This window comes from Novosphingobium sp. BAM6 (assembly GCF_057784955.1).
On record NZ_JBYNTR010000005.1, the window covers coordinates 1 to 15,414 of the forward strand.

The window sequence follows — 15,414 nt, forward strand, 5'->3', positions numbered from 1 at the left end:
GGGGTTCGTCTACGTCGCCTTCGTGATCGACGTCTACGCTCGCTATATCGTGGGCTGGCGTGTCAGCCGGACAGCACACGCCAGCTTCGTGCTGGATGCGCTTGAGCAGGCTATCCACGACCGACGGCCTGTTCATCGCGGCGGCCTGGTCCATCATAGCGACCGCGGTTCGCAATACGTGTCCATCAAGTACACCGAACGTCTCGCGGAAGCCGGCATCGAGCCATCCGTCGGCAGCGTCGGCGACAGCTACGACAACGCTTTAGCCGAGACGATCAACGGTCTTTACAAGGCTGAGGTGATCCACCGTCGAGGCCCTTGGCGCTCATTCGAAGCCGTCGAATACGCTACCTTGGAATGGGTCGATTGGTTCAACAACAGGCGCCTGCTGGAGCCGATCGGAAACATTCCTCCCGTCGAAGCCGAGCAACGCTACTACGCTATGCTGGACGACGTCCCACTGGCTGCCTAATTTAAGAAAACTGGCCTCCGGCAATCCCGGTGCGGTTCAATGCGGTGAATAATCGATAACGGTCACTCCGCCGCCGCGACCGCTGCGATCGCGCGGTCCATCAGGGGTGTGGCGGCGAGGCCGTCGGGCACGTCGTTGGCGTAGATCGCGAAGGTCAGCGTGTGACCGCTGGCGGCGGTGACGTAGCCTGCGAGCGCGTGCGTGCCTGCGAGCGTTCCGGTCTTGGCGTCGATGCGCCCCTGTAGAGCCATGTTGGGCAGCGCGATGTTGGCGAAGCGGCGGCGCAGGGTGCCGTCGACACCGCCGACCGGCAGGCTGGCGCGCCAGTTCGCGCCCCATGGCTGGCGGGCGATCCATTCGAGCAGCTTCACGGTGCCGCGCGGGGCGACGCGGTTGTAGGAGGACATGCCCGAGCCGTCGGCAAAGCTCGCCTCGGCATCGGTGACGCCCGCCGCCGTCAGCATAGTGCGTACTTCGGCCTGCCCATCGGCGATCGAGCCGTTGCCGTGAAGCAGCGCGGTGCGGCGCAGGATCAGTTCGGCGTGAAGGTTCTGGCTGGTCTTGTTGGTCGTCACAACGTCGTCGGCAACCGGGCCTTCCTGCACTTGCGCCAGCACAGGCAGGGCGGCGGGGCGCGTTATCGGCGTGAGGCCGCGCAAGGTAGGATCGTCGCTGGGCTGGAGCAGGCGGTGGCGCACGCGCACCGTGCCGCTCACCTCGACGCCGCGATCGCGCAGCATCTGCGCCAGACGCCAGGCGGCATGGTCGGCGGGATCGTCGATGCCCAGCCGCAGCCGGTGCTCGCCCGCATCGACGCCCAGCGTGCCGCTGACGAGCAACTCGCGCGAGCCGGGCAGGCGGTCGACGATCAGGTTGTTCGCGGTGCCGGGCAGCGTCTGCGCCTCGTTGCGCACGGTGTAGTAGTCGGCGCTGACCTGCGGCGGGAGGCCCACCGCACCGGGGCGGATCGTGGCGAGCAGTTCGTTGTCGTCGAGCGTCAGCGCGGAAATGCCGGTGCCGTAAGGCCCGGAAACGTTGTTCCAGCTCATGCCGGGGCTCCAGCGCTGGTCGGGAAACAGCGTATCGTCGCCGATCACGTCGCGCACGCGGCGGGTCTTCGCTGCGACGGCATCGGCGAGCGTGGACAGGCAATCGGCCTTGCAGTCGTCGGCGCTGGAGAGGCGCGCATCGCCATTGCCGACCAGCACCACGTCGTCGTGCCTGCCCTGCTTCTCCAGCCGCACCGCCGCGCCGCCGCCGGGCAGCGCCAGCGTGCCGCCGGTCGCGTAATAGGCGGCCGAGGTCGTGTAGATCTTGGTATTGGAGGCGGGCATGTAGCGCCCCTCCGGGTCTATCGCGAGCAGCTCGTGCCCCTGATCGTCCGCCACCACCATGCCGAAGCGCGTGCCGGGGCCTGCTTCGGCCAGGATCGCGGTGACGGTTTTCGTGAGCGCGTCCGAGGCTGCATCTGCTGCTATATTCGCCAGCGCAGGGTGCGGCAGGGCGAGCAGCAGGAGCGGGGAGAGCGTGCGGAGCGTCGGGATCAGGGCGGGCATCGGTCTTACCCTAGGCACCGCGCGGCGGGTTGCAACGCCTGTCGTGCGATTGGCGTGCAACATCGCGCATACAGAGACTTGGACCGGACATAACCTGCGGGCATGACCGGTGCGATCGGCGCTTGCCGCGCTGCAACAGGCGCGTCACACCAAGGACATGACCTGCCGCATCTCCCCCCGCCTGCCCGCCCTTTTCAGTCTTGCGTTCGCGCTGGCGATGGCGATGCTGCCGCAGCCCGGCCACGCCGCGCCGGTCGGCGATATCGATGCGGCGCTGTCGATGCCGTTTGCCAGCGGTCTGGTCGGTGCGAGCGAGGCTCCGCGCTTCGCCTGGGTCGAGGATGTGGCGGGCGTGCGCAATGTCTGGATCGGCGGCGAGGGCGAGGTGCCCCACGTGGTGACGCACTTCACGGCAGACGACGGGATCGAGATCTACGGCCTCGCGCGCAGTCGCGACGGACGGCGGATCGCCTTCACGCGCGGCGGCGATGCCGAGTTTCCCGATGGCGCGATCCCCAACGCCGATCATGGCGCGGAGCCTCCGAAACAGGCGCTGTTCGTGGTCGATGCCAAGGGCGGCAAGCCCAGGCTGGTGGGTGAGGGGCACGATGCGGTCTTCGCCGCCGACGGCGCGCTGGCCTTTGTCCATCATCACGAAATCTGGCTGTTGAAGGCGGGTAGCGGCAAGGCAGAACGGATCGTCACGCTGGAGGGGAGCGTCGGCAATCTCCAGTTCTCGCCGGACAGTCGCACGCTGCTGTTCACCGACAACCGTGGCGACCATGCCTTCACCGCGCTGTTCGCGCTGGGCGGCAAGCAGGTACGCTATCTTGCGCCGGGGCTGGCCTACGCCACCGACCCGACATTCTCGCCCGATGGCTCGCGGGTGGCCTTCATCCGCTTCGTCGATCCGCCTGTGGGGGGGGATCACAAGGGCGCCTCGTACTGGTCGATAGAGGTCGCGGATGTGGCGAGCGGCGCAACCCGCACCGTCTGGCGCGCGCCCACCGGGCCGGGCGGGCATTATGCGGGCACGCGCCAGCAGAACCTGTGGTGGACCGCCGACAACCGCCTGCTGTTCCCATGGGAGCGCGAGGGCTGGCGCCACGTCTATGCGCTGGACCTGAAGCGCGCCGGCGCAGACGCGCAGGCACTTACTGCGGGCCAGTTCGAAGTGGAAACGTTCCTGCTCGCGCCTGACAAGCGCTCGCTGCTGTTCGTCGGCAATGTCAGCCAGCCGGACATGCATGCGCTCTGGCGCGTCGGTCCCGAAGGCGGCCCCCCGCAGCGCGTGACCGACGATAGCGGGATCGAGAGCTATCCCGCGCTCGGCGGCGCGTCGGTGGCGGTGATTGCCACCGATGTCGCGCGACCTGCCCATGTCGTGCTGGCGAGCGAGGGGCACGAAAAGACGCTCGGCCCGGTCGATACGCTGGAGGGCGTGGTCGCACTGCAGCCGGTCACGTATCGCGCCGCCGATGGCGTGCTGGTCCACGCGCAGCTGTTTCCCGGCAAGGGCGCAGGGCCGCATCCCGCGCTGGTCTTCGTTCACGGCGGGCCTTCGCGCCAGATGCTGCTCGGCTTCAATGCCATGGACTACTACTCGAACGCCTATGCGATGAACCAGCATCTGGCGGACAAGGGCTTTACCGTGCTGTCGGTGAACTATCGCAGCGGCATTGGCTACGGCACCGCGTTTCGCGACGCGCCCGGCATCGCCCGCGACGGCGCCAGCGAATATCGCGACGTACTGGCGGGCGGCAAATGGCTGGCCGCGCGGGCCGACATTGATGCGAAGCGTATCGGCATCTGGGGCGGAAGCTGGGGCGGCTATCTCACCGCGCTGGCGCTGGCACGCAACAGTGACCTGTTCGCGGCGGGGGTGGACTTCCACGGCGTCCACACGATGCTGCGGCCCGTGCCCGACAGTCTGGCGCCCGGCGATCAGGCCAGGGCACACGATCTCCAGTGGAGTAGTTCGCCCTTCGGTTCGCTCGACCAGTGGCGCTCGCCGGTGTTGATCATCCATGGCGACGATGATCACAATGTCGATTTCAGCCAGTCGGTCCTGCTCGCCCGCGAACTGACCGCGCGGCAGGTGCCGTACGAGGATCTCGTCTTTCCCAACGAGCGCCATGGCTTCCTGCGCCATGGCGACTGGCTGGCGAGCTATCGTGCGACCGACGATTTCCTCACCCGGCAACTGATGCCCCCTGCGAAATAGCCGGTTGCGCCTGATCGTCGTCGTTGCCGGGGCGATGCTCTCGCGATAAGGCGCAGGGCATGGCCAAGATAGACCGCCTTGCGCGCCTCGACGAACGTCGCCTCGACATGGAGGCAGAATACCGCGAGGCGCTGATCGCCGCGCTGCGGGTGACGGCGGCGGGCAAGTGGGGCCTGTTCGACCACAACGGCGACAAGGCCAGTCGCAAGGCGACCGCCCCGGTGATCGAGGCGCTGCAGGATCTGGCCGACGCCATCGACGATGCGCGCGAGACGCTGGCGATGGAGCCCTTCGACCTCCACCGCGACTTCCTCGCCGCCCGCGGCCCGGTCAAGTCCGACGCGGTGGGCGAGCCGAAACAGGCGCAGGCCTGGCTGGCGCGGCTGGGGGTGTAAGGGGCGGCTGATCCGGTTTGGGGTAATCAGGCCCCTAACTTTCGTCATTCCCGCGCAGACGGGAATCCAGCTTCTACTTTTTCATTGCGGACCGCCTCGATCATACGCGGACACTGATTTCCCGCCTGCGCGGGAATGACGAAGGTGGAAGTGATTCCCTCTTATCCCATCCTGTCCCATGCCGCGATCAACGCGTCGCCGGTTGCGGGGCGAAGCTCGAAGATGCCGCTGTCGGCATGGCGGGTGGGGTGGACGCGGTTGGTCAGGAGCGTCCAGGCGAGGCCGCGCGCGAAGTCCACCCACAGGCCGGTGCCGGTGAAGCCGGTGTGGCCGATGGTCTCGTCCGAGCAGGCCATGCCGCCGGACCAGCCCTCGAACCGGCGCTCCCAGCCGCAGGTGCGGTGGCCTTCGCAGCGCGCGCGGATGGCGGCGAGCATCGCGGGCGAGGCGCCGCTGCCGTCGAGCAACCCTTGCGCGAAGTCGAGCACGCCCGCCACGGTGCCGAACAGCCCCGCATGGCCGGTCGCGCCGCCCATCGCGAAACAGTTCTCGTCATGCACTTCGCCTTTCAGCACACGGCCGCGCCACGGACAGTGCTCGGTGGCGACCGCCGGGCCGGGCGGCGGGCCGTAGGACAGGCCTTGTCCCAGCGGCCAGTCGGCCAGCGACGTGCCGGTGATCCGCTCGATGGCGATGCCCAGCAGGATGAAGTTGATGTCCGAATAGACCTTCGGCCCGTGTTTCCATTCGCGCTGGAGCACGAAGGCGCGCAAGGTGCCGGGATCGTCGCCGTAGGTGTACACCGGCTCGACCGCAGGCAGGAAGGTGCGGTGGGCCAGACAGTCGCGAAAGGTCAGGCGGCGTTCGGGCGCGTTGGCGATGTCGTACTGGCGCAGGTCCGGGATTGCGTCGGTCAGCGGGCGGTCGAGATCGAGGAGGCCCTGATCGGCAAGGGTGAGCACCATCGTGGTGGTGGCGATGACCTTGGAGACCGAGGCGAGATCGAACCAGTGCTCGGGCGTGAGAGCCTCGGGTTCGGGCACGCGCGCGGCGAGCCCTTGCGTGACGGTCGCGCGGCGCCCGTCGGCGTGAACGATGCCCAGCGTGGCGCCGGGGATGCGCCCTGCGGCGATCATCGCGGCGGCGGGGGCGAAGGCGGCTTGAGCGATAGTTTCTATCATGCGGCAAGTTCCGGTTCTTCGGCTTCCGGTTGGTCGGAAGGTCTTGAGCGGGCGCGCAGCACCACGGGCAGCAGGATGACCGCCGCAAGGCTGAGCGCGCCGGACATCACGAAGAACCCGTCGTAGCCGATCACTTTCTGGATCGTCCCCGAAGCGCCTGCGACAAGGCGCGGCAGCAGGAAGGCGAAGCCCGAAAGGAAGGCATATTGCGCCGCCGGATAGCGCGGGTTCACCAGCATCGAGAGGTAGACCACGAAGACGGCACCGGCGAGGCCGTGGCCGAACTGGTCGATCCCGGCGGCAAGGTACAGCGATCCGTCCGCGAGCGGCGTATCCCATAGCCACGCGAAGACCCAGTTGCCGATCGCCGAGGCCAGCGCGCCCACCACCAGCGCCCAGCCCATGCGCCAGCGCGCGGCGATCCACCCGCCGATGGCGACGCCCGCCATGCTGGCGAACAGCGCGACCGCGCCATCGGCCATGCTGATCGCCTCCAGACTATAGCCGCGCGCGTTCCACAAGGGGTGCGAAAGCGTCAGCGTCAGCACATCGCCCATGCGATAGAACGAGACGAAGATCAGCACCGGCAGCGTCGCAAAGCCGTAGCGCCAGAACAGATCCACATAGGGTCCGATGGCGGGCGAGCGGCGCGCGGGCGTGTCCGGCCCCATGCGGCGGATGCGCGGCAGCCACAGGGCCAGCGCCACGAAGGGCAACAGGCAGATCGCCAGAACGACCGGCGTGATGTTGGACTGTGCCGAAATCCCGGCGGCTTGTGCGGCGACGAGCGCCAGCCAGCCGAGCGCGGCGGTGATCGCGGTCGCGGCGATCAGGATCGCGGCGCCTGTGAGAATGCCCGTGGCCAGTGCGCCCCAGCGCGAGGCGCGCGCATCGGCCTCCCCGCGCATCGCCGCGAGTATCGGGAAGGGCACGAAGGCGGCGGCGGCGATCACCAGATAGGCCCATGTCCAGTCGGCCTTGGCGGCGACCAGCACCGCGCCGCTGCCCGCCGCGACCATTGCGCTGCGATAGCCCCACAGGTTCGCCGCGACGATCGGGCCTTGCTCTGCCTGACTGGGCGCAAGTTCGATGCGCCAGCCGTCCGCGGCGATCTCCAGCGTGGTCGTCCAGAATGCCAGCAGCAGCGCGAACAGGGCGGTCAGCGGCAGGCTGTGGTCGTTCGAGGTGAAGGCCATCGCCGCCATCGCGGTGAAGATGCCCATCTGCGCCAGCATGATCCAGCCGCGCCGTCTGCCCCAGAAACGGCTGAACCCCGGCGCGTCGAAGCGCTCCAGCAGGGGCGCCCACAGGAACTTGAAGGTCGGCAGCAGCGCCACCCACGCGAAGAAGCCGATGATCGCGATGTCCACGCCGTGGCGGGCGAGCCGCAGCGTAAGCACCGCGTTGAACATGTAGAACGGCAGACCCGCCGAAAAGCCGAGCAGCAGGTAGAGGGCCATGCGCCGGATCGGGAGGATGCGGGGGCCTGATTCAGGTGGGGAATCGTTGCTGTTCGGATTCGGTAGCGGCGACATTCTTGTGGGCTTTCTGTGATCGCCACCCCCGCCGGATGGACGCTGCAACGCTTTGTCGCAGCCTCGGCCCTGTTTCCTGTTGCGGTCAAGCCCTGCGTTTTGCAGCAAAGTATCGGAAAAACGCGAAAAACCAGTGGGTAATTCCATCCAGTTATGGGTTTCGCAAAGTTTTGTATGGCGCATTGCAGCAAAATTGCATTTCTATGGCGCTATCAGGACAAATGGGGGTTCAGGTACATGAGGTGGAACAGGGGTATTCGCGCGGGGCTTGTCTGCACCAGTGCAATCATGGTGGTTTCGGCGTTTCCGGGGGTTGCCGTGGCGCAGCAGAGCGCGACCGGCGATGACAGCTCGATCGCCCAGCCCACGACAGATGCGGAGACCCCGACCGGCGCGGTCGTTGCCAAGGATGGCGAGCCGATCGTCGTCACCGGTTCGCGCATCAAGCAGGACCCGAACGACAGTGCGCTGCCGTTGCAGATCCTGACGACCGAGACCTTCCAGCGCAACGCGATCACCAGCGCCGAGCAGATGCTCTCGTTCCTGACCAGCAACGGCACGGGTGCGGACAATCTGGCGAGCAACTCCGACGTCACCGACGCCACCCGGCGCGGCAACAACGGCGCGTCCTCCGCCAACCTGCGCGGGCAGGGTTCGGGCGCGACGCTGATCCTGCTGAACGGCAAGCGCGTGGCAGCCCACGGCCTGACTGGTGGCGCGGTGGACGTCAACCAGATCCCCTTCGCGGCGATCGAGCGCGTCGAAGTGCTGAAGGACGGCGCCTCGGCGATCTACGGCACCGATGCGGTCGGCGGCGTCATCAACTTCATCACCAAGAAGGACTTCACCGGGCTTGACGTGACGGGCTCGAACAACATCACCCAGTATGGCGATGCGCCGATCTACCAGATCTCGGCAACGGCGGGCTACGGCAAGCTGGACGATCAGGGCTTCAACATCATGGGCTCGGTCAGCTACAACTACCGCGGCGCGCTGAAGGCCAGCCAGCGCAGCTTCGTGAACACCTTCCAGCACGACAAGGGCCTTGGCGTCGACACGCGCGGAACCCCGTTCGCGACCATCGTGCCGTTGGCAGGCACCGCGATCGCCAGCAGTGCGGCGACGCCTTATGTCGACGGCACCACCCAGCTGGCGACCGGCGGCGTCAACATCCTGCGCCTGCCCGGACAGGCGGGCTGCGATTCCGTGGCCTTGCAGGGCGATTACGATACCGATGTCTGGGGCGCGCCGGGCAACGGTCTGGCCTGTACCTACGACACGGGTCGCAGCGTCTATCTGCAACAGCAGCAAAAGACGCTGACCTACTACACCAAGGCGACCAAGCGCTTTGGCGATCACGAACTGTCGGTGGAGTTCACCGGGTCTTCGGCCAAGGCGGACAAGCGCTTCTCGCAGATCCAGGTGACGCCGAACACCACCACGCAGAACTATTCGTACAAGCTGGTCCCCGGCGTGAACGACGCGAAGTACAACGAAATCTACGATATCCTCTCGAACTACTACGCCTCGCAGGGACAGACCGTGCCGTTCACCTATGGGCAGGGTTTTTCCTATCGCTGGCGCTGCATGGAATGCGGCGAGCGTGAGATCAAGACGAAGACCACCACCTTCCGCGTCGCGGCGGACCTGACCGGTCCGATGTTCGGTGACTGGACCTACGATGTCAGCGGCCTGTACACCCAGAGCAAGTCCGGCTCGGTGCTGGGGCAAGGCTATTACTATACCGACAAGCTCGTGAGCGCGCTGAACTCGGGTTATGTCGATCCGTTCCTGTTCGCGGGCGAAACGCAGTCCGCCGCAGGCATGGCGGCGTTGCAGTCCGCTTCGGCGGCGGGCGTTTCGCTGTATAACGGCAAGTATTCGGTGTGGAACGGTAGCGCCTCCGTCACCGGTTCGCTGTTCGATCTTCCGGCAGGCACAGTGAAGGCCGCAGTCGGCCTCGACTGGCGGCGCGAAGGGTACGAGTTCACCGGCGATACCCGCGTCGATCAGGACACGATCTATTCCGCCCCGTTCGACAACGGCAACGCGCTCGACGGCGTGCATCGCACGGTGAAGGCAGCCTATGCTGAAGTCCTGATCCCGATCATCAAGGGTATGGAAGTCGACGCGGCAGGCCGTATCGACGACTATTCGGGCTTTGGCACCACCACCAATCCCAAGGTCTCGATCAAGTACCGCCCGTGGCAGCCGATCATGTTCCGCGCGTCTTACAGCACGGCGTTCCGCGTGCCCTCGTTCAACCAGCTGTTCAACGCCTCGTATGAAAGCGTCTATACCGGCGCCGACTATGCCGATCCCAGCAAGTGCCCGGGCGGTGTAGTCAACGTGGCGGCGGGATGCCCGGCGCTGTCGAGCACCAACGGTAACACCTTCTCGGTCAAGTACGGCGGCCGTACCGATCTTGGGCCGGAGACGGCGGACGAATGGGGCGCGGGCGTGGTGATCCAGCCGGCGAACAATATTTCGTTCTCGGCCGACTGGTGGCTGATCAAGCGCAAGAACACGATCCAGACGCTGGCGCTCCAGTACCTGTTCACCAACTACGACCTGTTCAAGGACCAGTTCCACTACGACGCGAACGGCAACCTGACGCTGGTCGATGATACTTATGTGAACACGGGCGGCACCACCACGCAGGGCATCGACTTCACCTTCCACGGCGCCTGGCCGATCGGCAAGCACGGGCAGGTGGATGTCGGCCTCGATGGCACCTGGTTGCTGGAAAAGAAGGAGCAGGTCGCTGCCGGTTCCGCCTCAATCAACGAACTGGGCGTCTATTCGCTGGCTGACGATCTGGGCCTGCGCTGGAAGCACAACGCCTATGTCAGCTATTCGACCTCGGACTGGTCGGTCACGCTGACGCAGATCTTCCGTTCGGGCTACAAGAACCAGGTGCTGCCGGGCGTGGCGGCGGGCACGTTCGATCCGTGCTGCGACGTGACGAACGTGAAGCCCTATATCCTCTACAACCTCTCGGCCAGCTACACCGGGATCGATCACCTGCGTCTGACGGCGGGCATCACCAACCTGTTCAACACGGATCCGCCGTTCGCGATCTCGTATGACAGCAACTACGGCAGCGGTAGCGACTGGGAGCCGCGCGTGGCGGACCCGCGTGGTCGCTCGTTCAATATCACGGCCAGCGTGACGCTGTAAGCCGCTGCCTCACAAGTTAACCCTGACTGCCCGGTCTGCGCCTCGCGCGCAGGTCGGGCTCTTTTTTACGGGTTTTCCATGCGGTGGAACGGTGTTGTGCGCAGATGGCTGGAGTGGCTGCAATCTTTGTGCTTAGCTGCCTGCAATGACAAAGCTTCCGATGCTTCTGGCGGCCGCCTGCGCCGTCCTACCCGCCATGTCGGCGATGGCTGCGAGCCCCGCAGCACCCGGCGTTCCCTCCCAACCACTGACGTTCGAGCGCGTCTTCGCCAGCCCTTCGCTCGATGGGCCGCAGCCGCGTGGGGTGAAGATTTCGCCCGATGGGCGCTATCTCACGCTGCTGCGCAACCGTACCGACGATCGCCAGCGCTATGACCTGTGGGGCTATGATCGCGAGACCGGCCAGTGGCGCATGCTGGTCGATTCGCTCAAGCTCGGCTCCAATCGCGAGCTGAGCGAGGCCGAGAAGATGCAGCGCGAGCGCCTGCGCATCGGCGATCTCAAGGGCATCGTCAGCTATGACTGGAACGAGGACGGCAAGTCGATCCTCGTGCCGCTCGACGGCGATCTCTACCTTGCCGGGCTGGATGGCTCGGTCACGCGGCTGACCAATTCCAAGGACGACGAACTCAACGCCGTGCTCAGCCCCAGGGGCACCTATGTCTCGTTCGTGCGCGACCAGCGCCTGTGGGTGGGCAAGCCCAGCGAGAACGCACAAGGCCCGATCTCGCCCGAAGAAACCGCGAAAACCGTCCACTGGGGCGAGGCCGAATTCGTTGCGCAGGAGGAAATGGATCGGCTGACCGGGTACTGGTGGGCACCCGACGAAAGCCGCATCGCGGTCGAGCGCTACGACGAGGCGCCGGTCAAGATCGTCACCCGCGCGGCGATCGGCGCCAGCGGCACCAAGACTTACGAACAGCGCTATCCGGCGGCGGGCACGCCCAACGTCGTCGTCTCGCTGTGGGTGATGAAGCCGGATGGTTCGGGCCGCGTGCAGGTGGACATGGGCGCCGATCCCGACATCTACCTTGCCCGCGTGAACTGGTCGAAGGACGGCAGGACGCTCTACGTCCAGCGCGAGAACCGCGAGCAGACGAAGCTGGACATACTGGCGGTCGACCCGTTGACCGGCAAGGCCAGGGTGCTGTTCACCGAGACGTCGCGCGAAAAGAGCTGGATCAACCTCTCGGACAACTACCGCTTCCTGAAGGACGGCAGCCTGATCTGGTGGTCCGAGCGTTCGGGCTTTGGCCATCTCTATCACTTCGCCAACGGCAAGTTCACGCAGCTCACCTCGGGCGACTGGGCGGTCAGCGGTCTGGTCGGCGTGGACGAGACGAAGGGCCGCCTGTTCTTCACCGCCAACAAGGACGACGTGCTCGCCTCGCAGGTCTATGCCCTCGATTATCTCAAGAAGGGCGCGAAGCCGGAGCGACTCACCGACCTGACGTTCGATAACGGCGCCAGTGCCAGCAAGGACGGGCGCACGCTGGTGATCGGTCGCTCCTCGGTATCGCAGCCGCCGCAGAGCTATATCGCGGACGAAGACGGCAAGCGCCTCGCCTGGGTGGAAGAGAACAAGGTCGACGGCTCGCACCCTTACGCGCCCTATATCGCCGATCATCAGGAACCGGTGTTCGGCACGATCACGGGCGATGACGGTACGGTGCTGCACTGGAAGATGATCAAGCCTGCCAACATGCAGCCGGGCAAGCGCTATCCGGTGTTCTTCGAGCACTACGGCGGCCCCCACGTGCAGACCGTCACGCGCGGCTGGAACGGCGGACTTTCGCAGGCCATCGTCGAGAAGGGCTACATCTACTTCGAGATCGACAACCGCGGCAGCGACAATCGCGGCGTCGCCTTCGAAAGCGCGATCTGGCACAATCTGGGGGAGGCCGAAGTGGCCGACCAGCGCGCGGGTGCCAAGTACCTCAAGACGCTGGACTTTGTCGATCCGAACAAGATCGCGATATACGGATGGTCCTACGGCGGCTACATGACGCTCAAGATGCTGGAGGCCGATCAGGGGCTCTATGCAGCGGGCATCTCGGGCGCGCCTGTGACCAAGTGGGAGCTTTACGACACCCACTATACCGAGCGCTACATGGGCGATCCGAACAAGGACCCGGAAGCCTACAGGAAGGCCGATGCCATCGCCGATGCCATGAAGATCAGCGACCCGCTGCTGCTGCTCCACGGCATGTCGGACGACAACGTGGTGTTCGAGAACAGCACCGAATTGATCGCCGCGATGCAGGAGAATGAGCGTCCCTTCGAGATGATGCTCTACCCCGGCAAGACCCACGCGGTGCGCGGGCCGAAGATCAGCCCGCATGTGTGGAACACGATCTTCAACTTCCTCGATCGTCACGGGATCGTGCCGCCGAAGTAAGCGGTGCGGATCGTCGGACTGACCAAAGGGGAAGGGGGGCTGCGGCTCCCCTTTTTCCATGTTCGGCCCGGCGGCGTGGATAATTTCGTTTCGCTGCCGGGAACGATCCGAACGCCCATCGGCAATAACCCTTGGCGTTGATCGGCAGGGCGTGCCATGACGCAGGCCAATATACGGCAAGGCTGCAGAGGGCAGGACAGACATGACAGGTGAGGCGGGGGCTTCGACGGGTGGAGCGGCCAGTGGCACGGCGGCGAGCGTGACCGGGCGCGTGGCAGGCTTGCGGGAACTGACGCTGCGCGGCGTGTTGCTGGGCGGGATCATCACCCTGCTGTTCACGGCTGCTAACGTCTATCTTGGCCTCAAGGTCGGCCTGACTTTCGCCACCTCGATCCCCGCCGCCGTCATCTCGATGGCGATCCTGCGCGGGTTCAAGGACTCGACGATCTTCGAGAACAACATCGTCCAGACCGTGGCGAGCGCGGCGGGCACGCTGGCGGCGATCATTTTCGTGCTGCCGGGTCTTGTCATGATCGGCTACTGGCAGGGCTTCCCCTACTGGACCACGGCGGCGATCACCGGCACCGGCGGGATTCTGGGCGTGCTGTTCTCGGTCCCGCTGCGTCGCGCGCTGGTGGTCGATACCCCGCTGCCCTACCCCGAAGGCCATGCGGCGGCCGAAGTGCTGCGCGTCGGCTCCGGCTCGCGCGAAGGCGCGGCGGAGAGCGCAAAGGGCCTGTCGGTGCTGGTGTGGAACTCGCTCGCCTCGATGGGCTTTGCAATCCTGACCCAGACCAGGCTCGCCGTTTCCGAAGCCGGAACGTGGTTCCGCGCAGGTTCGGGCGCGACCGGCGTTTCGGGCAGCCTTTCCATGGCGCTGCTCGGCGTCGGGCACCTTGTCGGCCTGTCTGTCGGCATGGCGATGCTGGTCGGCCTTGCCACCGGCTGGTTCGTGCTGCTGCCGATGCTGACCGCGATGCACCCGATGGCGGGCGACGTGTCCGACTGGGCCTCGGCCATCTTCTCCAAGGACGTGCGCTTCTTCGGCGCGGGCGTGATCGGCGTCGCCGCGATCTGGACGCTGCTGAAGATTGCGGGCCCCGTGGTGGGCGGCGTGCGCTCCGCCATGGCCGCCAGCCGCGCGCGGCACGCGGGCGAGGCGCTGGCCATCGAAGAGCAGGACATGCCGATCGCCTGGGTGCTGTTCGGCACGCTGGCCACGCTGATCCCGATCGCCTACCTGCTGTGGAGCGTTGTCGGCCACGGTCCGCTGGCGGGTTCGGAAATGCTGCTGATCGTAGGCGCGCTGGTCTTCGTGCTGGTGATCGGCCTGCTGATCGCGGCGGTCTGCGGTTACATGGCAGGCCTGATCGGTGCCTCCAACTCGCCGGTTTCGGGCATCGGCATCCTCTCGGTGGTGGCTGCCGCGCTGATGCTGGCGGGCCTGTTCGGCCGTGAGCAAACGCCGGATGTGACTGCCGCGCTCGTCGCTTATGCGCTGATCGTCACCGGCATCGTCTTTGGCGTCGCGACGATCTCGAACGACAACCTGCAGGACCTCAAGACCGGCCAGCTGATCGGCGCGACGCCGTGGAAGCAGCAGGTCGCGCTGGTGATCGGCGTGGTGTTCGGCTCGCTGGTGATCCCGCCGGTGCTGGACCTGCTCAACACCGCGTTCGGCTTTCAGGGCGTGCCCGGTGCCGGACCCAATGCGCTGCCCGCCCCGCAGGCGGCGCTGATCTCGGCACTGGCCAAGGGCGTTCTCGGCGGCAACCTGAACACCGCGATGATCGGCTGGGGCGCGCTGGCAGGCGTGGCCTTCATCGTGCTCGACGAAGGGCTGGGCGTGTTCAAGCGCCTGCGCCTGCCGCCGCTGGCCGTGGGCATGGGCATCTATCTGCCGATGAGCCTGATCCTGCCGACGGTGATCGGCTCGATCCTCGGCACGTTCTACGACCGCTGGGCCGGTCGCCAACGCGATCCCGAATTCGCGCACCGCATGGGCGTGCTGACCGCCACCGGCCTGATCGTAGGCGAGAGCCTGTGGGGTGTCGGCTTTGCAGGCATCGTCGCGGTAAGCGGCAAGGACGCCCCGCTCGCGCTCGTGGGCGACGGGTTCGAGACCCCGGCGCTGGTGATCGGCGTGGTGCTGTTCGTCGCGCTGCTGCAGGTGCTCTATGCGCGGACCCGCAAGCTGGTGACGGCGGACTAAGAGTTCGTTTGAAATTCGCGGAATGCGAATTTAGCGGCACCGGCCCCTTTTGCTTTTGGCGCCCCCACCCACCACCCGTTTAGGATACTCTCGTCGGGTGGTGGGTGGGGGCGTCGGCCGGTGTCGTCCTAAAAATGCCCGCACAGGCATTTTTCAAACGCTATCTAAGCACTGATCCCGAGGTGTCCCGCTGCCGGGACACCTCGATAGCCTGCCGCAGGGCAGGGGCTTGGCGTGTGTCCCGCGCCCTCCCAAACTTTC

General features: G+C 66.1%; 9 protein-coding genes. 6 read left to right on the forward strand and 3 right to left on the reverse strand.

Annotated elements, in window-relative coordinates:
* Nucleotides 1-472, forward strand: a 472-nt coding sequence (locus AC3EC3_RS14225) for an IS3 family transposase (protein WP_488490262.1), incomplete at its 5' end; no start/stop codon positions are given.
* A gap of 62 nt (nucleotides 473-534) precedes the next feature.
* Here the strand turns inward: AC3EC3_RS14225 and dacB are convergent.
* Nucleotides 535-2,028 (reverse strand): D-alanyl-D-alanine carboxypeptidase/D-alanyl-D-alanine endopeptidase, encoded by a 1,494-nt coding sequence (dacB, locus tag AC3EC3_RS14230; RefSeq protein WP_488490263.1) that lies wholly within the window; start codon nucleotides 2,026-2,028, stop codon nucleotides 535-537.
* A 109-nt stretch (nucleotides 2,029-2,137) separates the two neighbouring features.
* Here dacB and AC3EC3_RS14235 point away from each other — a divergent pair, with 109 nt between their 5' ends.
* The gene (locus tag AC3EC3_RS14235) at nucleotides 2,138-4,252 is read left to right on the forward strand and encodes a S9 family peptidase (RefSeq protein ID WP_488490264.1); all 2,115 of its coding nucleotides are present in this window, start codon (nucleotides 2,138-2,140) and stop codon (nucleotides 4,250-4,252) included.
* Between the two features lie 59 nt (nucleotides 4,253-4,311).
* Nucleotides 4,312-4,647: a hypothetical protein gene (locus tag AC3EC3_RS14240; protein WP_488490265.1), complete on the forward strand. Its 336-nt coding sequence runs from the start codon at nucleotides 4,312-4,314 to the stop codon at nucleotides 4,645-4,647.
* Nucleotides 4,648-4,808: 161 nt separating this feature from the next.
* Here AC3EC3_RS14240 and AC3EC3_RS14245 read toward each other — a convergent pair whose 3' ends face one another.
* Together AC3EC3_RS14245 and AC3EC3_RS14250 are read right to left on the reverse strand one after the other, a co-directional pair.
* Nucleotides 4,809-5,828 carry a serine hydrolase domain-containing protein gene (locus AC3EC3_RS14245; protein WP_488490266.1) on the reverse strand — a complete coding sequence of 340 codons (1,020 nt, stop codon included), beginning with the start codon at nucleotides 5,826-5,828 and terminating at the stop codon, nucleotides 4,809-4,811.
* A complete protein-coding gene (locus AC3EC3_RS14250; RefSeq protein ID WP_488490267.1) occupies nucleotides 5,825-7,288 on the reverse strand; it encodes an MFS transporter in 1,464 nt (487 codons plus the stop codon). Before AC3EC3_RS14250 ends, AC3EC3_RS14245 begins: the two co-directional genes overlap by 4 nt.
* Before the next feature lie 312 nt (nucleotides 7,289-7,600).
* On the opposite strand from AC3EC3_RS14250, the gene AC3EC3_RS14255 reads away from it, so the two are divergent.
* The 3 genes from AC3EC3_RS14255 (at nucleotide 7,601) to AC3EC3_RS14265 (ending at nucleotide 15,153) form a co-directional block, all read left to right on the forward strand.
* Entirely contained in the window at nucleotides 7,601-10,543 is a 2,943-nt protein-coding gene (locus tag AC3EC3_RS14255) for a TonB-dependent receptor domain-containing protein (protein WP_488490268.1), read from the forward strand.
* 196 nt (nucleotides 10,544-10,739) lie between these two features.
* Complete coding sequence (locus AC3EC3_RS14260; RefSeq protein ID WP_488490411.1) at nucleotides 10,740-12,941, forward strand: S9 family peptidase; 2,202 nt, start codon at nucleotides 10,740-10,742, stop codon at nucleotides 12,939-12,941.
* Between the two features lie 202 nt (nucleotides 12,942-13,143).
* Nucleotides 13,144-15,153, forward strand: a complete 2,010-nt coding sequence (locus tag AC3EC3_RS14265) for an OPT family oligopeptide transporter (protein ID WP_488490269.1) — start codon at nucleotides 13,144-13,146, stop codon at nucleotides 15,151-15,153.
* Nucleotides 15,154-15,414 lie beyond the last annotated feature (261 nt).